At 39.2% G+C, this 22,978-nt stretch carries 18 protein-coding genes and 1 tRNA gene; 8 read left to right on the top strand and 11 right to left on the bottom strand.

Annotation, left to right across the window (positions count from 1 at the left end; all coding sequences use genetic code 11):
- Positions 1 to 416: 416 nt before the first annotated feature.
- Entirely contained in the window at positions 417 to 1,247 is an 831-nt protein-coding gene (locus ACYVFA_RS19570) for a DNA cytosine methyltransferase (RefSeq protein ID WP_460473543.1), read from the top strand.
- A gap of 248 nt (positions 1,248 to 1,495) precedes the next feature.
- Here ACYVFA_RS19570 and ACYVFA_RS19565 read toward each other — a convergent pair whose 3' ends face one another.
- The 6 genes from ACYVFA_RS19565 to ACYVFA_RS19540 form a co-directional block, all read right to left on the bottom strand.
- The gene (locus ACYVFA_RS19565) at positions 1,496 to 1,912 is read right to left on the bottom strand and encodes a hypothetical protein (RefSeq protein ID WP_460473542.1); all 417 of its coding nucleotides are present in this window, start codon (positions 1,910 to 1,912) and stop codon (positions 1,496 to 1,498) included.
- A gap of 64 nt (positions 1,913 to 1,976) precedes the next feature.
- Positions 1,977 to 2,789, bottom strand: a complete 813-nt coding sequence (locus ACYVFA_RS19560) for a hypothetical protein (protein ID WP_460473541.1) — start codon at positions 2,787 to 2,789, stop codon at positions 1,977 to 1,979.
- A 150-nt stretch (positions 2,790 to 2,939) separates the two neighbouring features.
- Positions 2,940 to 4,145 (bottom strand): phage integrase SAM-like domain-containing protein, encoded by a 1,206-nt coding sequence (locus ACYVFA_RS19555; protein ID WP_460473540.1) that lies wholly within the window; start codon positions 4,143 to 4,145, stop codon positions 2,940 to 2,942.
- Positions 4,146 to 4,341: 196 nt separating this feature from the next.
- A tRNA-Leu gene (locus ACYVFA_RS19550) sits at positions 4,342 to 4,425 on the bottom strand.
- Positions 4,426 to 4,583: 158 nt separating this feature from the next.
- A complete protein-coding gene (gene murA / locus ACYVFA_RS19545) occupies positions 4,584 to 5,888 on the bottom strand; it encodes a UDP-N-acetylglucosamine 1-carboxyvinyltransferase (RefSeq protein ID WP_460473539.1) in 1,305 nt (434 codons plus the stop codon).
- Positions 5,889 to 5,934: 46 nt separating this feature from the next.
- Positions 5,935 to 6,690 carry a DUF4290 domain-containing protein gene (locus ACYVFA_RS19540; protein WP_460473538.1) on the bottom strand — a complete coding sequence of 252 codons (756 nt, stop codon included), beginning with the start codon at positions 6,688 to 6,690 and terminating at the stop codon, positions 5,935 to 5,937.
- A gap of 498 nt (positions 6,691 to 7,188) precedes the next feature.
- On the opposite strand from ACYVFA_RS19540, the gene ACYVFA_RS19535 reads away from it, so the two are divergent.
- Positions 7,189 to 8,742, top strand: a complete 1,554-nt coding sequence (locus tag ACYVFA_RS19535) for a glycoside hydrolase family 10 protein (RefSeq protein WP_460473537.1) — start codon at positions 7,189 to 7,191, stop codon at positions 8,740 to 8,742.
- A gap of 18 nt (positions 8,743 to 8,760) precedes the next feature.
- Positions 8,761 to 10,263, top strand: a complete 1,503-nt coding sequence (locus tag ACYVFA_RS19530; RefSeq protein WP_460473536.1) for a lipopolysaccharide biosynthesis protein — start codon at positions 8,761 to 8,763, stop codon at positions 10,261 to 10,263.
- A 219-nt stretch (positions 10,264 to 10,482) separates the two neighbouring features.
- On the opposite strand, the gene ACYVFA_RS19525 is transcribed toward ACYVFA_RS19530, so the two are convergent.
- The 4 genes from ACYVFA_RS19525 to ACYVFA_RS19510 all read right to left on the bottom strand — a co-directional run bounded on the left by ACYVFA_RS19525 (position 10,483) and on the right by ACYVFA_RS19510 (position 14,324).
- The gene (locus ACYVFA_RS19525) at positions 10,483 to 11,688 is read right to left on the bottom strand and encodes a PQQ-dependent sugar dehydrogenase (protein WP_460473535.1); all 1,206 of its coding nucleotides are present in this window, start codon (positions 11,686 to 11,688) and stop codon (positions 10,483 to 10,485) included.
- 373 nt (positions 11,689 to 12,061) lie between these two features.
- Positions 12,062 to 13,066: a hypothetical protein gene (locus tag ACYVFA_RS19520; RefSeq protein ID WP_460473534.1), complete on the bottom strand. Its 1,005-nt coding sequence runs from the start codon at positions 13,064 to 13,066 to the stop codon at positions 12,062 to 12,064.
- A gap of 140 nt (positions 13,067 to 13,206) precedes the next feature.
- Entirely contained in the window at positions 13,207 to 13,836 is a 630-nt protein-coding gene (locus tag ACYVFA_RS19515) for a hypothetical protein (RefSeq protein ID WP_460473533.1), read from the bottom strand.
- On the bottom strand, positions 13,833 to 14,324 hold the full coding sequence (locus ACYVFA_RS19510; RefSeq protein ID WP_460473532.1) for an RNA polymerase sigma factor: 492 nt from the start codon (positions 14,322 to 14,324) through the stop codon (positions 13,833 to 13,835). The genes ACYVFA_RS19515 and ACYVFA_RS19510 overlap by 4 nt, the downstream gene beginning before the upstream one ends.
- A 139-nt stretch (positions 14,325 to 14,463) precedes the next feature.
- On the opposite strand from ACYVFA_RS19510, the gene ACYVFA_RS19505 reads away from it, so the two are divergent.
- From ACYVFA_RS19505 to ACYVFA_RS19495, 3 genes are all read left to right on the top strand, one after another.
- Positions 14,464 to 15,063: a hypothetical protein gene (locus tag ACYVFA_RS19505; RefSeq protein ID WP_460473531.1), complete on the top strand. Its 600-nt coding sequence runs from the start codon at positions 14,464 to 14,466 to the stop codon at positions 15,061 to 15,063.
- Between the two features lie 107 nt (positions 15,064 to 15,170).
- Positions 15,171 to 16,454, top strand: a complete 1,284-nt coding sequence (locus ACYVFA_RS19500; protein ID WP_460473530.1) for a glycosyltransferase family 4 protein — start codon at positions 15,171 to 15,173, stop codon at positions 16,452 to 16,454.
- 54 nt (positions 16,455 to 16,508) lie between these two features.
- Positions 16,509 to 17,807: a WG repeat-containing protein gene (locus ACYVFA_RS19495; protein ID WP_460473529.1), complete on the top strand. Its 1,299-nt coding sequence runs from the start codon at positions 16,509 to 16,511 to the stop codon at positions 17,805 to 17,807.
- 119 nt (positions 17,808 to 17,926) lie between these two features.
- On the opposite strand, the gene ACYVFA_RS19490 is transcribed toward ACYVFA_RS19495, so the two are convergent.
- Positions 17,927 to 19,084, bottom strand: a complete 1,158-nt coding sequence (locus ACYVFA_RS19490) for a glycosyltransferase family protein (protein WP_460473528.1) — start codon at positions 19,082 to 19,084, stop codon at positions 17,927 to 17,929.
- Between the two features lie 266 nt (positions 19,085 to 19,350).
- Here ACYVFA_RS19490 and ACYVFA_RS19485 point away from each other — a divergent pair, with 266 nt between their 5' ends.
- Together ACYVFA_RS19485 and ACYVFA_RS19480 are read left to right on the top strand one after the other, a co-directional pair.
- Positions 19,351 to 20,931, top strand: coding sequence for an NHL repeat-containing protein (locus ACYVFA_RS19485; protein WP_460473527.1), 1,581 nt, complete (start codon positions 19,351 to 19,353; stop codon positions 20,929 to 20,931).
- A gap of 250 nt (positions 20,932 to 21,181) precedes the next feature.
- On the top strand, positions 21,182 to 22,750 hold the full coding sequence (locus ACYVFA_RS19480) for an SBBP repeat-containing protein (RefSeq protein WP_460473526.1): 1,569 nt from the start codon (positions 21,182 to 21,184) through the stop codon (positions 22,748 to 22,750).
- The last annotated feature ends 228 nt before the right edge of the window (positions 22,751 to 22,978 follow it).

Below are 22,978 nucleotides of genomic sequence, written 5' to 3'. Positions count from 1 at the left end.
GCTATCTCCAATTGCTTACTCAATCTAGCAATTACTCAAAATTCGGGATGACTCATGTTTTGTTGGCTGTGATTGACCTGGATTTAACAAGTGCAGCTTTATCACACTTAATGTGAAAGACCAGGCTGCAACATGGTAAAAGTATTCACATTAAGTGTGATTAACCTGATAGTGTTACAGCCTGGTCTATCACATTTTGAAATGTGAACAACCTGAGTACATTGAATTAAACTTCATCACATTTAGTGTGAAAAAGCCAGGGATAAAAAGCACTGTTGGTTCACACTAAATGTGATTATCCGGCGAACAATATATGCAGCTGATTCACATTTGAAAATGTGAGTAATCAGGAACGAATAAAACTTGCAAATTCACACTTCATAATTTATCTTTGTGTGATAGATCGATACTTAATTATGCAGAATTTTTCACAGTTGGTTTTATCCCTTTTCCCGAACATAGGGCTATTAGATAAAGGTTTTGAGGAACACGGTTTTTGCGTTGTTAAAGGGCCTGAAAAATTTCTTGGTGGAGATATAAGAAACTTTACACCAATAGCAAATAGATTTGATGGTGTAATAGGCGGTTCACCTTGTCAGGATTTCTCAGTTTTAAGAAGAACCGAACCAACGGGAAACGGTATAGAAATGCTGGGTGAATTTGGTCGGGTCGTTTTACAGTCGAATTGTGATTGGTTTTTGCTGGAAAATGTTCCGGCAGTTCCTGACATTGTTATTGATGGATACTATATACAACGGTTTTCATTATCTCCCAACGACTTAGGATTTGAGCAAAGCAGAAGACGGCATTTTCAATTTGGTTCAAAGTATGGTTATATTTTAGATATTGAAAAGCAGGAATATTCAGGTAAAAAGGAAAGATGTTTAACAGCCACAGAGGGCAAACAGCAGGATAGAAGAACATGGAAAGATTTTCTATTATTACAAGGTTTACCGCTTGATTTTGAATTAGAGGGTTTCACCCGTGAAGCACGTTATAGAGCCGTTGGAAATGGTGTACACGTAGGCGTAGCTAAAGAAATAGCAAGATTGATAAAAAAGGCATTATTAGCCGAAACCCCGAAAACCTTTGCAAATTATAAAACTTGTCCGTGTGGGTGTGGTGCAGTACTTACTGGGAAACAAAAAGCGAGTTCAGCAACTTGTAGGAAACGGTTAGAAATGTTAAGGAAAAACCCTAAAACTGTGAATGTACCGGTATCATTTGCCCCGGCATTTTCACACTAAATGTGAATGATCCTGGTATAATAATCTCAGGTCACTCACACTTAACAGAAAAGCCCGATTTTGTCGGGCTTTTTTGTTTATGGCACTTATATAATTAATAATTTAAATTACCTTTGTAACCTTTTTTAGTCACAGCAAAACATATACTAAAATAGCCTGTCAATTGACGGGCTATTTTGTTATAAATTTTACTTGAATGTATATACAATTAAGAATCCAAGACCAGAGGCGCAACCAGAGCAGGGCTATTAATACATATCATCTTGTTCAATTCTACCTTTTTTCGGGTATTCACCATTTACTTTAAATCTCAGGGCTAAAAACTTTACATTGCGTTTTTCTCGAATGCTTATCCCCTGTAAAAGGCTGCCCCCAATGTTAATGTTTCCGTTTTCCTTTTCTTCAACCTGAATCACTCCATTTGCCCCAATTTTGCTTGCTTCCTTTCGCATATCTCCATAAAGGTCGGCATCAGCATCAGCGTCTTTTATTTCGATTATAGCGATGCGTTCATGTTCAGCAGGCAATTCTTTTTCATTAAGAAATATCTTAACATCTCGCGGGCTGATAGGGTAAAGCTTTTGATAATTATCTAAACGATTCACATATAAAGCAGGAGCGCAGCTATTAAATAGTAGGGCGACAGCAATAAGTACTTTTTTCATTGATTCGGCAGTTGTTTTTTAGTTTTTTAATATGCAAAATAAAGTAAAGAAATAATTAAGCAAGCTAGGTTAAAGTATTTACTTTAATCTCTATATAATCATTTTTAAATCTATTAAAAATAATCACTTTATCAAATTTGGAATCATAAGTATCTGTCAATAAATCATTATCAATATCTGAATAATCGCTAGCTTCACCAATACCACTAACAATGAGTAACAACCATAATTTTTCTACATTACCATTACCTCTGTAATTGTCAGCTTTTTTTTCTTTTTCTAAAACTTTAGGGAATATTATATCTTTTGTTAATAAATTTAAAGCGTAAAATGATGATACAACAATAGAAAACTCATTGTGAGGATAAACTATCAGGTTTTTAATAAATTTACCTGAGGATTTCTTGTCCTTGATTAGATTAAATAATTCATTTTTAACATCTTTGACATTACTTTGATACATGACATAAGGGTAAAAATCTACTGAATAAACTCCTGAAATAGTAGGATTATTAATCTTTAAATCTCTTTCAATTTCACGAAAAATCCTCTTTAATATACCATCAAATTTTCTATGTTGCTGACTTGTAATCAACTCTGTCAATTCAATACCAATATTATTTACCCCGTCATTTAATATAAAGTCTGGCCTTTCTCTATTTCCATCTACAATATTTAGATTATAGTTATATGAATAAATAAAATATCCTAAATCTGTTAATTCCAGTTTATTTTTATTTTTTTCTTTACCAGACATGGATGAAGCATCAATTTTTTTATTCCAAAATTCAATTTTATTGTTTATTAATTTAGCTTTTAACTCCTCTTCTTCTTCTCTTCTTTGTAGAAATAGTTTAAAATCCTCAATATCTTCCATATAATTATGATTTTACAAATTCTTAATTAGAGTATCAAATACAGATACTTAATTGTCCAATACCATTCTAAAGTTAAGAATTTCAGGAATAGTATGCACAAATGTCAAAAAATCTTGACAACAGCTTTTTGTTCATAGTTTTTAATATTATTACTTATTTAATAAATTCTCCAAAATAGTATCATCATATTGCCTATAATGCTTTAACTGCTTAGTCGTACTATGACCTAATTGATAAGCCGTTTGTTCGTCTGTGTGCAATTCCTTATTTACAGATATATTCGTAAATGTTTTACGACCTCTTTTAGTTGTCAGGTGCGTTTTTATCTTTAAGCGTCTGGCAACTTCCTGAATATTGCGGTTTACATTTTGAGAGTTTTTATACTTTGGCATATTGCTAATACTTCCGTATTTCTCCAAAATCATCAAGGCAGAATCTTTTAGAATAGGGCTGGCTATATTTACATTATCCGTATCATATCTATCTGTTTTATCCCTTTCGTGTTTAATCATCAATTTGCCGTTTCGCTCAATCAGGTTTTCATCTGTAAGCATTAAATAATCACAATAGTCTATTGCAGTGCCACACAAAAACAAAAATATATCTACTGCCTTTTGTTCCTTATCTGATAAATCCTTAGCGGTTTGCAGTAGTTTTAATTCGGCATCGGTTATGCCCTTATTATCGTGCTTTTCTGAATAGTTTAATTTAAGGCTTAGCAAAGGATTATGTTTAATGTGCTTTTTTAAAACAGCATAATCTAATACAGCCGACATAAAACTTACATGGCAATTACAATAGTTTTTAGAGTTTTTAATCACGTGCTTAAAGTAAAATTGAAATTCTTCCACGAAATCAAAATCTAGTTGAGACGGCAAAAATTTAGGCTGTTTAATAATACCCAGATACGTAGAAATAGTATTAATATAGGTATTGTTGTTTTTTATTGTTCTATCTGATGCTCCCGCTTTTTTCTTATTTGCCACCACTTTATGAGCCAATTCTATAAAAGTAGTTTTGTCTTGTATTACAGCTACTTTCGTTTTCTTCGCTTCGCTTTTGGTTTCTAAATAGATAGACTTAATCAAATTGGCTGTTATTGGTTTAGAATCGTCTTCTAAATCGCTTTTGATTTTCCTTAGTAGATTTTCAGTTCTGTTAATCTCCCGCCGTACCACGTCGGCAAATTCGTCATTCGTTGTTTTCTTTTTTGGTTGCCAATTTTTGGCAATTACTTTGATACCTGTTGAGAATGGCACGCATCCAGAGCCATTGATAGTAACTGTACAATAAATTGAAGTCTGACCCGATTTGTTAACAGCGTCGTTTCTTCTGATGTAGAAACACAAATCCATTTCGTAGATTACATAATTTTTTGCATTGTAGATTGGTTTTAATTGACTAAAACCATGAATCCTAACAATGTTAGTACCGACTATGTTAGTAAAGAGATTTGACAGGCAAAAACAGGTATTTTTACCTAATTGTGAAGTAAGGATAATAAAAAAAGCCCTAAAATTAGGGCTTTTAAATCGCTTATTTAATTAATTGTACCCAGAGCCGGAGTCGAACCGGCATGCCCGTGAAGGCATTGGTGTTTGAGACCAACGCGTCTACCGATTCCGCCATCTGGGCATTTACTTCGGTATTCTTTCGAATTGGGACTGCAAAGGTAAGGGTTTGAGTTTACAATTCAAAATTCATTTTAAAAAAATATTGAGTGATTGAGCAATTTAGTGATTGAGTGATTAAATAAAAAAAAACAATCACTCAATCGCTCATTCACTCAATCACTAAATTCTTACAATCTCCGCCCCTATCGCATTCAAACGGCCATCGATGTTCTGGTAGCCTCTGTCTATTTGTTCGATGTTGTCGATAATGCTGGTGCCTTCGGCTGATAGGGCTGCTATCAGTAGGGATACGCCGGCGCGAATGTCTGGTGAGGTCATGCGGATGCCTCTGAGTTTATGTTCGCGGTTTAAGCCGATTACGTTGGCACGGTGTGGGTCGCAAAGGATAATCTGCGCGCCCATGTCGATGAGTTTATCGACAAAGAACAGGCGGCTTTCAAACATCTTCTGATGAATCAATACCGTTCCTTTGGCTTGTATGGCCGTTACCAGTACAATTGAAATCAAGTCTGGTGTAAAGCCCGGCCAGGGTGCATCGTAGATAGTCAGGATAGAGCCATCAATCAATGAGCTGATTTCGTAATGGGTTTGTGCCGGAATATGAATATCGTCTCCGCGGAATTCCATCTGGATTCCCAGTTTCTTGAATACATCCGGGATAATCCCTAATTCTGGTATACGGCAGTTTTTGATGGTGATTTCTGACTGGGTCATAGCCGCTAAGCCAATAAAACTACCAATCTCAATCATATCAGGCAACATGGTGTGTTCGCAGCCGTGTAGTTCTTTTACGCCTTCGATGGTGAGTAAGTTTGAACCTACGCCTGTGATTTTCGCTCCCATGCTGTTCAGCATCTTGCTCAATTGTTGCAGGTATGGCTCGCAGGCTGCGTTGTAGATAGTGGTTGTTCCTTCGGTCATTACGGCGGCCATCAATACATTGGCTGTACCCGTTACCGAAATCTCGTCCATCCACACATAAGCGCCTTTCATTTTCGAGCCTTCTACGGTATAGAATGCGTCATTCGGGTCATAGATAAATTCTGCGCCTAATTTCTGGAAACCTGTAAAGTGGGTATCCAACGGACGGCGACCGATTTTGTCTCCTCCCGGACGAGGGGCTTTCCCTTTTCCAAAACGGGCAAGCATCGGCCCTAATAACATGATAGACCCGCGCAAAGCCGAGGCTTTGTCTTTGTATTCGGGGGTTTCGAAATAATCAAAATTAACATCTCTTGCTTCGAAGCGATACGAGCCTGCGCTTAGTTTTTCGCATTTTACACCCATATCTGCCAACAACTCGATGAGTTTGTTGACGTCTCTGATGTCTGGAATATTATTGATTATGACAGGTTCTTTGGTCATCAACACGGCGCATACAATTTGTAGTGCTTCGTTTTTTGCCCCCTGCGGTATAATTTCTCCTTGTAGTTTCTTTCCTCCTGTTATTTTAAATGATGCCATATAGATGAAGTATCAAGCTATTGTTTTTGAAAAGCACGAATGTATTTTAACGTCTTTTGTTGTTGTTTCTATTGTTATTGTTGTTTCTATCATTCCGGTCGTTTTTATAACCACCGCTGAAGTTTTTATTGCGGTCGCGGTTATCGCCGCCACCACGGTTGCGGTTGGTGTCTCTGTCGCGGTTATCACGGTCGTTTCTGTTATGGGTATGGCCACCGTGTCCGCCGCCTTGTGCCTGTTGCGGCTGCGGGATACGCTGACGGCTACCGTTTCCATCTTTCGGCGAAGACTCCATCAATCCATCGCGGCGAAGGGCGTCAATCTCTGACTGGAATCTAAAGCCGGATAATTCCAGAATCTGTTGCAGACAATCGTCTGTTTCGATGGTATCTTTGTTCCAGGTCTGATAGAAGTTTTTCATCAGACGCACCATGTATGAGATAAACGCCTTGCGGTCGTCAAGGTCTTCGGTTATCATGGCTTTCAGTATCAGTAATTCGAGATTACGGCCATAAAAACGGTGTTTCAGGTGGTGTTGGTTGTATGGTACCAACATCGGTTTTTTTCCTAAAATCTCTTTTGGAGGAGCCGGGAAAGGGCTGTCTACGTCGAGGTCAAAGTTGGCGATAATGTAAAGGTCATCCCATAGTTTTTTAGAATAGTCAATACCTTCACGCATATTTGGGTGAATCTGACGCATCAATTCTACAAGAATATGGGCATATTTAGTCCGTTGCTCTTTATCGGGCAGACTAATGATGTAATCGGTTAATTTCTGGATGTTGCTACCGTATTCTTTCACGATATATTAAAATGTAAAGAGTGATGATATATAAAGCCTGTAAAGGTATTTTTTGTTTTCGTAGAGATGCAGCGGTCGCGGTGCGATGCATTACGTCTCGTTGGCCTATTAGGCCTAATATAGTTAATTTATGTAGAATGTCTTGAAAGGATACGTAATTATTTCATCCAAACGTCTCTACAAAAACATTTGGCTAAAGCCGATAAGGTATTTGCTTTTCATTTTACCCCCATTTGAAAATGGGGGCAATTGAATAAAATGTTTTCTTCTTCAATTGCCTCCTGCTTTAGCTGGAGGAGTAGGTCTAAATTAGAGAATCAAATTGGCTTTAGCCGAACCATTCGTTCACAAAATAAAACACAATTGATTAACAATCCAATATACGAATATAATGTTAAATAAATAACCAAATGGTTATGTACAGCAAAAGTAACAAAAATTAGCCGTTGGGTTAAATTTTTATCTAATTTTGAACATAAATTTCAAAACTGATTTTAGATGTATTTGAAAAACGCTGCTTTCTATCTTATAATCTATGCTTTCCTGAGTGGTTGTAGTAAAAAAGTTACCCAGCAATTTGTTTCCAAGTCTCCCGGGCCTAAACGTGAGTTTCGGGCGGTGTGGGTAGCTACGATTGAAAATATCGACTGGCCTTCCCGCAAGGGCTTACCGTCAGAAACCCAGCAACAAGAATTCAGAACGCTTCTCGACCGACAAAAAAGCTATGGCATGAATGCCGTGCTGGTGCAGGTACGCGCCGCGGCCGATGCCTTTTATGCCCGCAGCAAAGAACCGTGGTCGGAGTGGTTGACAGGCGAACAAGGCAAAGCTCCAGAGCCTTTTTATGACCCCATGATATTTATGATTCATGAAGCCCACCAGCGCAATCTGGAGTTCCATGCATGGCTGAATATGAATCGGGGGGCGCAAAAAAATGCTAAAAGTATAATACAAGACCACCTGATTAATACCAAACCTGAGTGGTTTATGAGCTACGGGGGCTACAAACTCTTTAATCTTGGTATACCGGAAGTGAGGGCGTATATCACCGAAGTAGTGCTGAATATCGTGCGGAATTATGATGTGGATGGGATTCATTTTGATGATTATTTTTATCCGTATACGATTGCCAATGAGAAGTTGAGAGACGAAGATACTTTCAGAAAATACAAGAATGGATTCAGCAATATCGAAGACTGGCGACGGAATAATGTAGACTTAGTAATTAAGGGCATCAGCGATGGAATTAAGGAGATAAAGCCCAAGGTAAAGTTTGGGATTAGCCCCGTAGGTGTGTGGCGGAATGCTTCTGTTGACCCGAGTGGTTCGCAGACACAAGGCGGGCAGACATCTTACGATAACCTCTATGCTGATACCAGAAAATGGATACAAAAAGGCTGGATTGATTATATTGCGCCGCAGATATATTTTAGCTTTGAGTTTGGCAAAGTGCCTTATGGGGTATTGGCCGAGTGGTGGACGAAGCACAATTACCAGCGACATTTATATATTGGCCATGGTGTATACCGGGTAAAAGCAGGCAGTAATGAGGTTGGTTGGGAAAAGGCGAATCAGATACCGCGACAAGTACGCTACAACCGCAGTAAACCACAGATTTCGGGGAGTATTTTTTATAGTGCCAAGCCTTTGAGCAGGAATGAACTATCGGTGAATGATTCGCTTAGAAACATGTATTATTATCCGGCGCTCCCTCCTACTATGCCCTGGAAAGACAATGTACCGCCTAATGCGCCCGAGAATGTCATAGCCAAAAAAGTAAATGATTTCGGGATGCTCATTAGCTGGGATGCCCCTGCGCTTCCGGCAAAAGACGGTGATGAGCCGACGGCTTTCATTGTCTATCGGTTTGAGAAAAATGAAAAAATCAACCTCGACAATTCTTCAAAAATCATTGGCATTATCAGAAATGAAGGGATGTTAGGGTATACTGATAAAAAATATGAATCGGGTAAATCTTATACGTATGTGGTTACCTCACTTGATCGGTTAAATAATGAAAGTGGGATGAGTAATGTGGTTTTAGTAAAATAAGGAATTCAGAATATTTCAATGAACGTAATAAAAAAACAAGCCTTTCTTAGTACTATTTTCTCGTATGGGGGAGTATTGGTGGGCTTTATTTCACAGTTTTTTATATTTCCCAATTTTTTCAAGAAAGAAGAAATCGGCTTGCTGAATGTACTGCTTTCATATATGTACGTGATGGTGCAGCTATCTTCGCTGGGTTTCAATGCGGCGGGAAGTCGCTTTTTTGTTCATTTCAGAAATGCGAAAGAAGGGCATAGAGGCTTTCTGTTTTTAGGTATATCGATTGGCGTGGTGGGCTTTCTGATATGTAGTATAGGTGTATTCTTTCTGAAAGACTGGATGATTGCCAGCAAAGGAAAAACCAACCTGCTAGCGGCCAATTTCTACTTTCTTTTGCCCATTACCTTTGCCACATTGCTATTTAACCTGTTTGATAACTACGCCAAAAACCTGTATGAAACCGTAACGGGCACGTTCTTATCACAGTTTCTGCAACGTTTTCTGATTATGGCTTCGTTGTTTCTGGTGGTTTTCAATGTCCTTGATTTCTCTCAATATATCTGGGTGTGGGTACTGGCGATTTCTTTGTATCTGGTGCCGATGGTCTGGAAGGCTACACAGCTGGACGGGTTTTCGTTGAAACCTGATTTTTCAATTATGACGCCCGGTTTTACGAAACAATTTGCTACTTATAGTTTCCTGACTATACTGACGGGTTTTTCGTCGATGATTATTCTGTATATTGATAAAATTATGCTGGCTGAAATCTCGACTTTGCAGGAAACGGGGGTGTATAGTACGGCAGCTTTTTTTGGGAGTGTAATGGGGATGTCGTTGGTGGCTTTAAACAAAGCTTCTGCCCCTATCATCGTAGATTCTTTTGCCGCCAATGATTTAAAAAATATAGACACCATCTACCGCAAAAGCTGTACGACCTCATTGATTGTAGGTTGCTGGATTTTCTTAGGTATTTACTTAAATATTGATAACTTATTCGAGTTTCTTCCGGCTGATTTTGAGGGGGGGAAATGGGTGATTATTATTCTGAGTCTGGGCAAGTTATTTGATTTGGCTACTGGTCTGAATGGTACGATTCTGGCACTTTCGCCTTATTATCGTTACGATACCTATATCATGATTAGCCTGATTGGGTTGACGGTATTGCTGAACTGGCTATTGATTCCTCTCTATGGCATGAATGGGGCAGCCTTTGCGCTGGCTATCGCCACGGTTTATTATAATGCTGTTCGCTATGCATTCTTATGGTGGAAACTCGGCATGCAACCTTTTACGATTGATATTCCGAAAGTATTGTTGATTATGGTTGCGGTGGGTCTGGCTGTGAGTCTGATACCTGTAACCGGAGGCACTAAATTCAAAACGGTCATTGACATTGGCTACCGTTCTACGGCCATTACGCTGATTTATGGGGTGATTATCTACTGGAGTAATATTTCTCCTGAATTGAACGGGGCAATGAATAGCCTCTGGAAAGCGGTTGTTGGGTTTGGGAGGAAATCGTAGATATTTTGAAGGATTGGTTTGTGTAAAATAACAAATCTAAATAAATAATCCATTATCGTAGAGACGACATGCTGGCGTCTCCATAGGCCTGTGAGCATCAGATAATTATCTACTATGTTTTATCTCTCCAACTAAAAATTTTGGATTGCATAGACCCTAGGAGACGCCAGCATGTCGTCTCTACGATGAAGGATTGTTATTAGTTATATCTATAATTCTTTAATTTGATACCGTAGCCTTCTCCAAGGTATAAACCTTGCCCGAACTATAGTTCAGAATATACAACTCCTTATTAGCGTCTTCACCAAAGGCAGAAATACTACTGACGTTGGCGATTTTATCGCCGCTATCAGTGGCTTTTGAGCCGTTGTATCTAATAGACCAGAGTTTGCCGCTTACGTAGTCGCCGAAGACGTATTTTCCTACCAGATCAGGGAGTTTTTTGCCTCTGTAAACGAAGCCTCCAGTTACTGAACGTCCTTTGTAACCTTGTCGGTAGCTCCATACAGGTGCTACCAGATTGGCTTGTTCGCAATTACTTGTCGAGTCAAAGCAATCGTCTCCTTCTTTTATGCGCCATCCGTAGTTGCCGCCTTTTGTAATGATGTCTACCTCTTCTACTTCGTTTTGCCCTACATCGGCTACCCAAAGATTGTTGGTGGCTTCGTCAAAGCTGAATCGCCACGGGTTACGCAAGCCATAGGCGTAGATTTCTTCTCTGAAACCCTCTGTATTGCCTGCATACGGATTGTCTTTCGGTATACCATATCTATCTTCCATATTCACATCTATGCGCAGAATTTTACCCAAGAGATTTTTGCGGTTCTGTGCTCTGTATTGTGGGTCTCCGTAACTACCGCCATCACCTGTGGCGATGTAGAGGTATCCGTCGGCACCGAAGGCTAATTTACCACCTTTGTGATTGGTGTAAGGCTGTTCGATAGTCAAGAGGATTTTTTCGCTGCTGGCATCGGCTACCTGTGAGCCGGAGTTTACTTTAAATCTTGAAATGACGGTCTGGCGAGAGGGTGAATTACGGTTGTAGTTCACATAAAAATAGCCATTTGTTTCAAAATTCGGGTGAAAGGCTAGTCCGAGTAAACCCATTTCGCCATTCATGTCTACACGGGCATCAATGTCTAAAAACACAGAAGCCTGCGAGGCTGTTGACACATTGTCAAATACTTTGATAACCCCTTTTTGCTCAACGACATATACTTTGTTGGTACCATCGTAGGCATGGGTAAACTCAACAGGCGAACTGAAAGTCAGGTTCGGAAAGGCTACTATTGCCTGATACTGTCCTGCAATCTGATTAGACGTTGAATCGTCTGCTTTTCCGATTGGGTCGGTATCTGAATCACAACCAACTATAATGGAGGCACTGGTGGCAGCAAGGGCGATAAAAATGATTAGTTTTTTCATATAAGTGAGGGATTTTAAAAATAACGACCGAAACAGCCAATTAATTTAGACTATGCCCAAAATATATAAAAATAGTGTGCCAGAGTGGTTTGTAGTTATTGGAAAATTCTTGTATAAGCAAATGGGTAGTTGTAGAAATGGCTTTTTACTGACTATGCCCATTTGCTACGACCCCTGTCAGCGACTGAAACGGTCCGCCGCGCGGTCGCCGGCTAAGATAACAATGGTATTTTACTACATTGTCCTACTTAATCCGGCACATATGTTAAATAATTCCTTAGACTAATTTCTTTAATATCAAATAGGCTTATTAAAAAGATAAAAGCGGCATTTGCCGCTTTTATCAGGTATTAAGCTTTGTAAATAGATTATTTTATGGTTTTGAGTATCCTGTTTTATCAGATAAATATAATTTATGAGTATCAGTATCAACACGATAAAGAACATCACTTTCTTTTACAATATTACTTGAAAACTTGGTTCCGTATTTAGTAAGAGGCTGTGGGTAAATAAATACCTGATTAGCCTTAGCGCCAAATGAAGAATAATTAGTATCAGTAAATCCAAATGCATCTAAATTATATATTATACTGGCATAGTAAGCATGCATAAATGGTGCGGTTGTATTTGAATTGGCAGAAATTTTCGCTGGGTCTTCTGTTGCTATTGCGGCAATTTTAAAGTTACGATTTTTTTGAAATTCCTTGGCTTTTTGCCCCCTACTAATAGTTTCAGCTAATGATCTATATGCTCCATGTCCATAGCCAAAAGATTCAAGCAGAATATAATCATTATTATTAATTTTCACATCATTACCTGACAAAATATCGTCAAGATTCCAAGCATTTACAAAAACTGATAACCCCTTTGTGTGAGCATAATCTATAATAAAATTTTGTCTAGCTCTGGAAACTTTAAAATCTGAACCCATATCGTCAGCGAAAACGCCATAAACTCCTATTGCGCTGATACCATTAATGGCTTCTTTAAGTTTTGCTTCACTCAAATTCTGAATAGTTGTACTCGCATCTAGATATAAGAAAACTTTTTTACCTGCTGCTTTCAGTTGTGCAATTACCTCCTTAGTTTTTTGATAATCAAGATGACTAGTTTTCCAAAGATTATCTCCAAAAACAATTACATCAAAATTTTTATATACTTCACTTACAACGCGATTAACATCTCCATTAGCGCCATTAATCACGTCTGTCCAGGAGTAAACAATAGCTAATCTTTCTGGAGTCTTAATAGTTTCGTAAGTTGGGGCAGGTTCATCGTTTCCTTTTTTACAAGAAGCTAACGAAAAACAAATTGAAGTTAAAAGGCTAAGAGATAATAATCTAATTACTCCTCTTTTTGGGTGACATCGGTTTTCCATGGATTTAATATTTATGATTATCCTTTGTTGGAAATCCTTTCTAATTTAAAAAAAATACAAATAGTATGCAAGCATAATATTTGTATTTTTTTCGCACGGAACCAAAATTCTTTCTTCTATTAAAAAAAATCTTAATTTATTTATATTTGCTCCAACTCCCTCGACAACTCCTCCAATTCCTTCAAATCTTCCTTAAACCCTTCACTTTTACGATTCTTAAAAGCGCCCAGCTTAAAGGCTAAATAATAGACAAGCAAGCAGATAACCATCGGGATAAGGGTATCTATCAGGGCGGCAGTTAAATCTTTTTTCGCCAGTTTATTGGGTAAAAAAGACAAGGTTGCCAGACAGCCCGAGGCGAGCATCAGGATGCCGAACCAGCCTTCCAGTTTTTTGTTTTTCTCGTATTCTTTGATGACGTGGTTCAGAAATGCACCTAAGGTGGTGCTGTTCATATCTACATTTACGATGGTATTGCTTCGGTAAATGGCTACTAATGCCATGAGAATACCGACTGCCAGAAAGCCATAAGGCACAAACTGGATTGGGTAGATGAAATCAAAAGGGTTACCCAGAAAGATGGCACCTAATACGATTAATTCTATTACCATCAGAATAAAGAAGAAGACATTCTCCCGTTTGATTTGTGCGACTCTTGACCGTGAACGCTCTTTAATCATCCCTACAATCATGCGCTCGGTGAGTTGTTGAGAGGTTTGCAATTTCTGGTCGTAAACTTTCCATGCCGATTTTAAATCATCTAAGTTCATATTCCGTTCGATTTAATGAGTTTTTCTAATTTGATTTTAATTCTGTTGATTCTTACCCCTACGTTTGAGTTGGTGATACCAATGATTTCGGCGATTTCGTCATAGCTTTTATCTTCCAGATAGAGCATGATGATGGCCTTTTCAATCTCTGATAGTTTTTCGATGGCCTGTCGTAACAAGCCCAAATCCTCACTATCAGATTGGTATAAGTTCATATCCGGTATCTGCAATTCGCTGGCTGATATGGCGCTTCTTTCGGGCTTTCTGCTTTCTTTTCTGAAATTAGAAATAGCAGTATTCAGCGCCACTCTATACAACCAGGTAGTGCTTAGCGACTCTTTTCTGAAACTGGCGTAAGACGTCCACAACTGCAAAACAATCTCCTGGAAAAGGTCTTTTTTATCGTCGTCGTCACGACAATACAAATTACATACTTTGTAAATGAGGCCTCGGTTTGTATTAATCAATTGAATAAAATCCTTTTCCATTCGCTGATGCATTGTTTAAACAATTAGTCGTGGGATGAGTAAAAAACTTACATCGGTTGGGATATTTTTTTCAGGTTGGCTTTAGTGTAAATAAATCCTTATTATTTTTGCGGTACTACATCTAATATATCTAAACTACATGAGGCTCTATTTTACCATTATTTTTCTAATAGCTGTTTATACAAATCTTTCTGCGCAGACAATCACACAGGAAGTATCTAAAATTTCATTCGTGAAGGAAGATTATTTCCGCAATAAAGATAATAGCCTTATTTCTTTTATTAATTACCGGATTTATAACTACCCCGATTCAAGCCACAGTACTTATTCATTGGTTATATCAACTGTTGAGGCAAAAAAAGTTGAAGTAGGCAGTTCAAGTGGCGCATCTGTAGCGAGTGCAGGCGGAATTATGGGCTTAGGATTCTCATTTAATACTTTCTATTCTAATCAGGTGCTGGAAGGCGTATGTGAGGTAAAAGAGACAGATTTACCTAAACTTGTCGAAAAATTCAATTCTATACTCAGTACAACCGGAGAGTATAAAATAGCATTAGCTAAACAAAAGGTATCCTCTTTATTAATTACAGAGGTTTTTAACAATCTGACTTTTGGAAGTGAGATAAAAGCCAATGGTGTAACGTACTATTTCAAGATTGATAAAGCTGCTTTTATTCTGACAGAAGCAGATTTTTTTCAGATCGCCAAGTTTATAGCAAAGGTAAAAGTCAATAAATAGCAATCGCTACCAATTGTTTTTATAAGGGTGACTGATACACTTGTGAAAGTTATGCCAAAATTTTCCGTAATTCGCATCCATTACGGACATAATTAAGCGACATTTTCTTGAAAATTCTTCTCATAAATACCGACGATAGCATGGGTGGCGCAGCCATTGCCAGTTTAAGATTATTGTCGGTACTAGAAGACGAACGCGACATAGAAGCCAGGCTACTGGTGCAGGAAAAGAAGCGTAACCGGCCTGATGTAGTGCCTGTTGCCCAAAGCTGGTTGGAGAAGAAAAAGGCATTTGCCCGTTTTGTGGCCGAGCGTTTGTATTTTCGTCAGTATGAGAAAAACAAGGAAGTGCGCTTTGCTTTTTCGCCTGCCAATACGGGTATTGATATTTCGCAGCACCCACTGGTACAAGAGTCTGATATTCTGCATTTACATTGGGTAAATTTCGGCTTTCTTTCTATCAATTCTCTCAAAAAAATATTCAGTCTGGGTAAACCTATTGTCTGGACATTGCATGATATGTGGGCGTTTACGGGTGGCTGTCATCACAGCGGCGATTGTGAGCATTATCAGGCACATTGCGGGAATTGTCTGCCTTATCTGCGCAACCCTTCGCCCAATGATTTATCGGCAAAGGTGTGGCAACGCAAAAATGAAATCTTTGGTGATGTGGCTCAACTCCCTCCCATTCAGATAATTGGTTGTAGCGAGTGGCTGGCCAACAGAGCCCGCAAAAGCAGTTTGTTTAAAAATCTGTCTATCGGTGCTATTCCGAATCCTTTAGATGTGAGTGTTTTTAAGCCTACTGCCAAAGCAGAGGCGAGAGCCAAATTAAATCTGCCTGTTGATAAGAAATTGATTCTATTCGCAGCTGCTAAGGTAACAGTTATCTGGAAAGGATTCAGCTATTTTCAGGAAGCCTTGGAGATTCTAAAAAAACAAATTAATAACCCAGACGAGATTGAATTGGTGATTTTAGGGGAAAGCGACGCGGAGCTGAATCAAATGTTGCCTTTTAAAACCCACGCTTTAGGACGAATAACTGACGTAGAAAAAATTGCGCTCATCTACTCGGCGGCTGATGTGTTTACGATTCCATCTATTCAGGAAAATCTACCAAATACGATTATGGAAGCAATGGCGTGTGGCACTCCGGCAGTAGGTTTCGAAGTGGGTGGTATTCCTGAAATGATTGCGCACCAACAAACAGGTTTTTTAGCTACCTACAAATCAGCAGAGAATTTTGCGGAGGGTATTAAATGGGTATTGTTTAAGGCTGATGCCACAGTTTTAGCCAGCAATGCCCGGAAAAAGGTATTAGAGAATTATTCGCAGGAGGTGGTGAAGGAACGGTATCTGGGGGTTTATAGGAATGTATTAAATAAAAAATAGGTCTTCTTGTCAATTTCTCAATCATTCTATTCCATTATTTATACGAATCCATCAATGAATATTTCAGAAAATACAGAAATAGAAAACCCTGAGAAAAGACTAATTCCTTACAGAAAGAAAAGTCAATGGGGCTATATGGATTATGATTCCAAAGAGATAGTAATCCATTGTATGTATGATACTGCCCACAGTTTTCGGCATAGCAGAGCTATAGTCATTATTCAGAAGAAGTATGGTGTGATTGATATGGACGGGAAAGAGATATTGCCTATTGTCTACGATAATATTCCTTACGTGCATAAAGAGGGAATTTATCTGTTGGAAAAAATGGATAAGACGTGTTTTGATATTAATGGAAAGGTTATCATTTCACTTTCAGGCTATAAAGATCATTTTATCGACTTCTTTTCTGATAACGCCAGTGATCCGAAAAAAAGACATCTTTTCTTTGATGATGAAGGGAAACTGAAAATATCTAAAAGTTATTTAGGTATCGGTAATAGTGGGATAAATATAAGGGGGAATACATGGATAAACGAAGAAGGTGAAGTTTTTAAGTTACCTGAAGGATGTACTTTCGGAGGTAGGTTTCAGGAAGGTCTCGTTTGTGTGGTAAACTATAGAGATTTAAAGTATGGATTTATGAATCCATTAAAAGAATTAGTTATTCCGCTTGAAATAGAATTTACAGATTCGGGGCAATATTCGTGGGGTTGGGAAGCTGGTTTTTATAATGGACTTACGATGTCAAGAAAAAATGAAAAAGTTGGTTTCATCAATAAAAAAAATGAGCTAGTTATTCCTCGTATGTATGATGACTATGACTGTGGATATGAGTTTGAAAATGGGTTTTGTATAATCCAGAAAGATAATCGATGGGGAGTAATTAATACACAAGGGAAAACTATTATTCCTTTTGCATATGATGAGACAAGTATTAGATACTGGAATGAAAAGAGATGGATAATCTTTTACAATAATACATACTTAGTTCTCAACGAAGAAGCGCAAGTGATTATACCTGCTGATAAGTATGATAATATTGAAGGTTTAAGTCATTACAAATTTGGTAGCTATTCAAATGAATTGGCAAGAGTAAGCAAAGATGGTCTTTATGGATTTATAGATGAGGAAGGTAATGAGGTAATACCCCTTATTTATGAACAAGCATCAGCCATAGAGTATGATTTGATTACGGTAAAAAAAGACGGGTATCATGGCGTAATTGATAAAAATGGCCATATTATTCTGCCCTTGAAATATCCAGAGCCATTAAGTATTCAAGAAGGAGGGCTTTTTCAGACCAGAACGGGTTGGATAGATTATATGGGTTTTGAGTATTGGGAAGATTAGGTAGGCAGTTTCTGTAGAGACGACTTATAGGTGTCTCTACGAGTATGGATTTATATTTAGTTGTTTATTCTGCTTAACGGGTTTCTAGATTATATCCTAGTGGACGATTTGAAAAATGGTCATACCCCAGAACCCAATTCCCGCACATCCTCATACGCCTCAACCACCATCGTTTGCAAATCTTCTATCAATTGTTGGGCATTGGCTCTTTTTTGTTGCATTTGGGCAATTGTCAGATCTGCTAAGAAGTTTTTTATCTGTGCATCCAATGGTTTGTTTTCTTCTATGAGCCATGCCGCTTGGTGGAGTAATGCCCATGTGTCGGCTTCTTTGTTGCCACAGAATAGCATGCTTGCGCCGGCGCAGATAGAGCTGACAGCTTTTGAGGGAACAGCAATGTGTGTCCATTCTTGCAATAAACTTACCAGATGCACATCTATAAAATGTAACTGGCTACGTGGGACACTTTTCAGGATTGTAATACCCTCCCGACCTTGGGCATAGGCTAATACGCCATCGGCCTTTTCGCCATAAACGGCTAATATCAGGTGGTGTTTTTTTGTATCCAGATTATCGATAAATCTCAGCAGGAATTCGTCTGAGTGGGGTTTGGCTAAGTTGCCGCAATAGCCGAAATAGATTTTGCCGTCGTCTTTTTTCCAGATAGGAATGTTGGGGTCGTTTTCCTGATGGAATAATACACCACACGGTAGAATCGTGGTTGGGATTTCCTGCTGATAGCTTTGTTTAACAAATTTTGCCTGATTAGGCCCTAAGGCAATCAGGTGCTGCGGAGACTTCTGATAGGTCTTTTTCAGTATCCAGCGATAGATGGCATTTGCAGGTTTGATGGTTCCGGCGGCGGCGAATCCTTCGGGAAATAAATCCATCGACCACAATACCCAGTCTTTCAGAAACCAGGTTGCCCAGAAAGGTAATAAGGGTGGGCTGGTCATCACAATCACTTTGCCTTTCTTTAGTTTTCTGGCTTTCAACACCAGAAAAAGCCCGTCTAATGTACCTGATATTAGTTTCAGCAAGCCGTTTTTGCCTTCATAAATTGTATTAACCGGATGTAGAATACCTATGGGCTGGCGAATTTGTCCGCCGCCGTCGTAGGTGCGGTCAATGTAGACGACGTGTACTTGGGCCTGGTATTTTTCTATCAGATATTTAGCCATATCCCATGCAGATTCTCCGGTTATACCGGGATTTGGCGGGTAATGGCGGTTGATGATGGTAATGACGGGAGGTCTTATTTCGGCTGTATCAGACATTGGGTAAAGGCTTCGTTGAAGGCTTTACAAAGGTAGAGCAATAATGGGAGAAATGAAAACCAAAGGATGGCTTTGAATATACCCCTGGCGTCGTATTGCGATAGGTCTCAGCTAAAACAATAATTAAACTCTCAAAACCTTTCCATCCTATACATCCACCATTCCTTGGTTCTTTTTGTCTGTTAGTTCAGTTATTCTTTCAGGGGTTTAGTTCTGGGCTTAGTTTTGGGCATTATTCATGTTTCAAACTCTGAGGACACTCGTATATGAAAAAGCCTTTATATAGAAATAAAACATTCATCCGCATTGTAAGAATTATCTTGTTGCTGGCTATTCTGGCCTCTGCACGTATGATCTTTGCTCAAAACGTCACCATTCTACCATCAGGTATTACACCTAATCAGGGGGGGGCGGTTCCCCGTTTGAGTTACGATGCCATCATGGCCTTGTCAGCACCCAAAGATGGCGATATGGCATACGACATTTCGTTTCATTGTATGCGTTTGTATCAGAAAGATAAATGGGTAAAAATGCTTTGTGATGCCAATCACACTAGCCCTTCGATACTTGCCTGGCAGATGGGTGGTATAGGCTTTGACATGGGCAGTGCCCTGACAACGGATGCCAATGGGAATGTATACGTTGCCGGATATTTTCAACATTCTGCCCAGTTTGACGATACAGTATTACCCGGAAACGGGATAGCTGTCAAGACCTTGTTTATTGCTAAATATACCAATACGGGGCATTTGTTATGGGCAAAGCAAGCCGCCTCGGGTCCAGGAGAAGTAGAGGTTCGTGATATAGCGCTTGATGCCAGCGGCAATATTTTCATCACAGGCGCTTTCTCAACCAATATTACTTTTGGCGCAAATACCTTCACCAGTTCGGGGATAAAGGATATTTTTCTGGCAAAATATGCTACCGACGGCGCTTTACAATGGGTGCAGCAAGCAGGGGGTATTTATGATGATATGAGCAATGGGCTGGCCATTGATGGTACTGGCAATATATATATAGCGGGCGGTATTGAGGGCACTGTTACTTTTGGAGGTGCGATTTTTCCGTGGACAGGAAAAATGCATGCCTTTGTGGCAAAATTTAAGCCCGATGGTACGGTGGAGTGGCTAAGAAGAGGGGTTGGTACCACAGGTAATGATGTGGCTAATGGTGTAGTAGCAGATACTAACGGAGGCGTGACAATAGTAGGTAATCTGACAGGAACTGTTTCTTTTGAAGGTACAACCATGAGTTCAGTTGGGGGAACTGATGTACTGCTGCTCAGATATGATAATGCCGGAAATCTGGCCTGGTTGAAAAAAATGGGCGGCGCAGGTGCTGATAACGGAGCAGATATAGGGGTAGATACCAACAATAATTTATATATTCTGGGTAATTTTGAGTTAACGGCTAATTTCGACGGTAAGAGCCTGACAAGTGCCGGAAACACAGATATTTTCATCCTGAAAATGACCGATACAGGTGTGTTGACATGGGCCAAAAGAGAAGGCGGCACTTCTACAGAAGACGGTCTGTCGATAGCTATTGATACCAAACAAAATTTCTATATTACCGGAAACTTTGAAAACGCCTCGACATTCAGAAATACCATTATTGATAGTAATGGCAATCTGGATATATTTATAGCAAAATACAGCCCAAACGGTGAACTTAGCTGGGTGCAGGCAATGGGCGGAGAGTATTTTGAAATACCTATAAAGCTCGCCGCAGATACGCAGGGAAATGTATATGCAACCGGCTATTTTTATGAGAAAACCAGCTTTGGCGCTTACACACTCACCGGCGCCGGACAAGTAGATGCCTTTGTGGTGAGATTAAGGGATTGATAGATACGATTAATTAAGAGATATAGGGACTTTGCATTTAAGTAGACATTGTCATGATAATCAATGGATACTTAAATGCAAAGTCCTACTCTTTTATAGCATTATCTAAAAAACAGCCGACAAAATAAAACAACTCATTCTGGTATTTTTTGCTATTCAATCGCTCTTTCCTGCTATTAAGAGAGGTATTTTTCAGAGATTCTGGCGCGGACTTTAGTTTTGAGCATTCTTTCACGCTCAAAATTCATTTATGAAAACTACTTTTCTTTCTTTGCGGGCTTTTAGCCTTGCCTTGCAGGCTATATTACTGCTTACTCTATCTCTTTATTCACCCATGGCTTTTAGCCAGAGTGTTACCATTATGCCAGACGGTATTACGCCTGTCCAGTCAGGTACTATTCCTCGTTTGAGTTATGAGGCCATTATGGCGTTGCCTAATCCGCAGAATGGAGATATGGCTTATGATCTTTCTTTTAATTGTGTGCGTTTTTATAAAAAAACCAAATGGGTAAAATTGCTGAGTGAGTCAGAAGAAAAGAACCCAAGCACAATGGGCTGGCGGATAGGTGGCAATAATAATACTGTTGTATATGCTGTAGCAACTGATATTGATGGGAATGTATATCTGGGAGGTGCTTTTACCGAGTCTGCCATATTTGATGGCACAGAGGTAATCGGAGAAACCCCGACTACTACTAATCTATTCATAGCTAAATATACTAATACCGGAAGCCTTGTATGGGTTCAGAAAGCCGGGTACGGTGTATTCGGTTATGTGATTGACCTTGAACTGGATAGTAACGGAAATATTTTTATGACCGGACATTTTTATAACTCTGTTACTATTGGCACAAATACACTTACCACTGTAGGTGGAGGTGATTTTTACCTGTTAAAATATAACAATAGCGGTGCTTTTCAATGGGTACAGCAGGTGGGCGGATTTTCAGATGACAATGTTAAAGGTCTTTGCATAGACAGTAATGGGAATCCTTATTTAGCCGGAAATACAACCGGTAGTATAACTATTGGGGGTATCAATTATTCAGGAACCGGAAACAACGTTTGCATAATAAAATATAATACCAACGGGAATGTTCAATGGCTACGCAAAGGAGGCACTAATTCGGCTTCCTCTACTGGTATAGCGGTAGGCCCCAACGGATCAGTAACGATGATAGGATATTATACCGGTACTTCTACATTTTATGGCACTAACCTTACTTCTGCTGGCATGTCTGATGTATTTCTGGTGCAATTTGAAAGCGATGGTGATTTTGTATGGGCCAAAAGTCTGGGAGGCACTAATGATGATTATGGATATGATGTAGCCATAAACAACAATAATGACATTAGTATTTTAGGCTATTTTTTCGGCACGGCTACATTTGGCAGTAACACACTGACCAGTGCAGGGTCGGCAGATGTTTTTATTGCTCAGCTAAATAGTGCAGGCACAGTAAAATGGGCCAAAAGAGGAGGAGGTTCTAACCTTGAACTAGCCCGCTCGTTGGTCGTTGACCCGGCAGGGAATATATATATTATGGGCGAATTTACAAAACCCAGCCTATTTGGAAACATTACCCTTAGTGGCATGGGAATTTATAATATTTATGTGGCAAAGTATAACATAAATGGGGTGCTTCTGTGGGCTGAAGGGCTGGAGTCACATTATGAGAAAACAGCCTATAGATTAGCTGCAGATACCAAGGGGAATCTTTATTGTGCTGGGTCCTTTAAGGGTAACCTGAGTACGGATGATGCGCCACTCGTAGCTACAGGAACCACAGATGGTTTTGTGGTGAGAATGAGGGATTAATGAAATATAAATATGTCCGGTTAACGTAGGGGTTCAGAATTCTGAACCTCTACATACCTTGGCGCCTACTCTCAAAAACAACTCATTTCCATGTTCATGGCAACTCACTTGCGCTTTCCTGCTATTAGCTGAATCTTTTTTTAAGGCTTCCTTGGCCTGAGGTAGTTTTGGGTATTCATTTAAAAATACACTTATGAAAACTACTTTTACGATTAAGCATCGCACTAT

The organism is Emticicia fontis, from assembly GCF_054779675.1.
This window is presented reverse-complemented; position numbering and strand designations above follow the sequence as displayed.

Excerpts from the sequence above, each read along its gene's own strand:
- ACYVFA_RS19520 (WP_460473534.1), bottom strand. The coding sequence starts at position 13,066 with ATGGAAAACCGATGTCACCCAAAAAGAGGAGTAATTAGATTATTATCT.
- ACYVFA_RS19525 (WP_460473535.1), bottom strand. The coding sequence starts at position 11,688 with ATGAAAAAACTAATCATTTTTATCGCCCTTGCTGCCACCAGTGCCTCC.
- ACYVFA_RS19560 (WP_460473541.1), bottom strand. The coding sequence starts at position 2,789 with ATGGAAGATATTGAGGATTTTAAACTATTTCTACAAAGAAGAGAAGAA.
- ACYVFA_RS19570 (WP_460473543.1), top strand. The coding sequence starts at position 417 with ATGCAGAATTTTTCACAGTTGGTTTTATCCCTTTTCCCGAACATAGGG.
- ACYVFA_RS19510 (WP_460473532.1), bottom strand. The coding sequence starts at position 14,324 with ATGGAAAAGGATTTTATTCAATTGATTAATACAAACCGAGGCCTCATT.
- ACYVFA_RS19565 (WP_460473542.1), bottom strand. The coding sequence starts at position 1,912 with ATGAAAAAAGTACTTATTGCTGTCGCCCTACTATTTAATAGCTGCGCT.
- ACYVFA_RS19480 (WP_460473526.1), top strand. The coding sequence starts at position 21,182 with ATGAAAACTACTTTTCTTTCTTTGCGGGCTTTTAGCCTTGCCTTGCAG.
- ACYVFA_RS19505 (WP_460473531.1), top strand. The coding sequence starts at position 14,464 with ATGAGGCTCTATTTTACCATTATTTTTCTAATAGCTGTTTATACAAAT.
- murA (WP_460473539.1), bottom strand. The coding sequence starts at position 5,888 with ATGGCATCATTTAAAATAACAGGAGGAAAGAAACTACAAGGAGAAATT.
- ACYVFA_RS19535 (WP_460473537.1), top strand. The coding sequence starts at position 7,189 with ATGTATTTGAAAAACGCTGCTTTCTATCTTATAATCTATGCTTTCCTG.
- ACYVFA_RS19485 (WP_460473527.1), top strand. The coding sequence starts at position 19,351 with ATGAAAAAGCCTTTATATAGAAATAAAACATTCATCCGCATTGTAAGA.
- ACYVFA_RS19490 (WP_460473528.1), bottom strand. The coding sequence starts at position 19,084 with ATGTCTGATACAGCCGAAATAAGACCTCCCGTCATTACCATCATCAAC.
- ACYVFA_RS19555 (WP_460473540.1), bottom strand. The coding sequence starts at position 4,145 with ATGGATTTGTGTTTCTACATCAGAAGAAACGACGCTGTTAACAAATCG.
- ACYVFA_RS19530 (WP_460473536.1), top strand. The coding sequence starts at position 8,761 with ATGAACGTAATAAAAAAACAAGCCTTTCTTAGTACTATTTTCTCGTAT.
- ACYVFA_RS19495 (WP_460473529.1), top strand. The coding sequence starts at position 16,509 with ATGAATATTTCAGAAAATACAGAAATAGAAAACCCTGAGAAAAGACTA.
- ACYVFA_RS19515 (WP_460473533.1), bottom strand. The coding sequence starts at position 13,836 with ATGAACTTAGATGATTTAAAATCGGCATGGAAAGTTTACGACCAGAAA.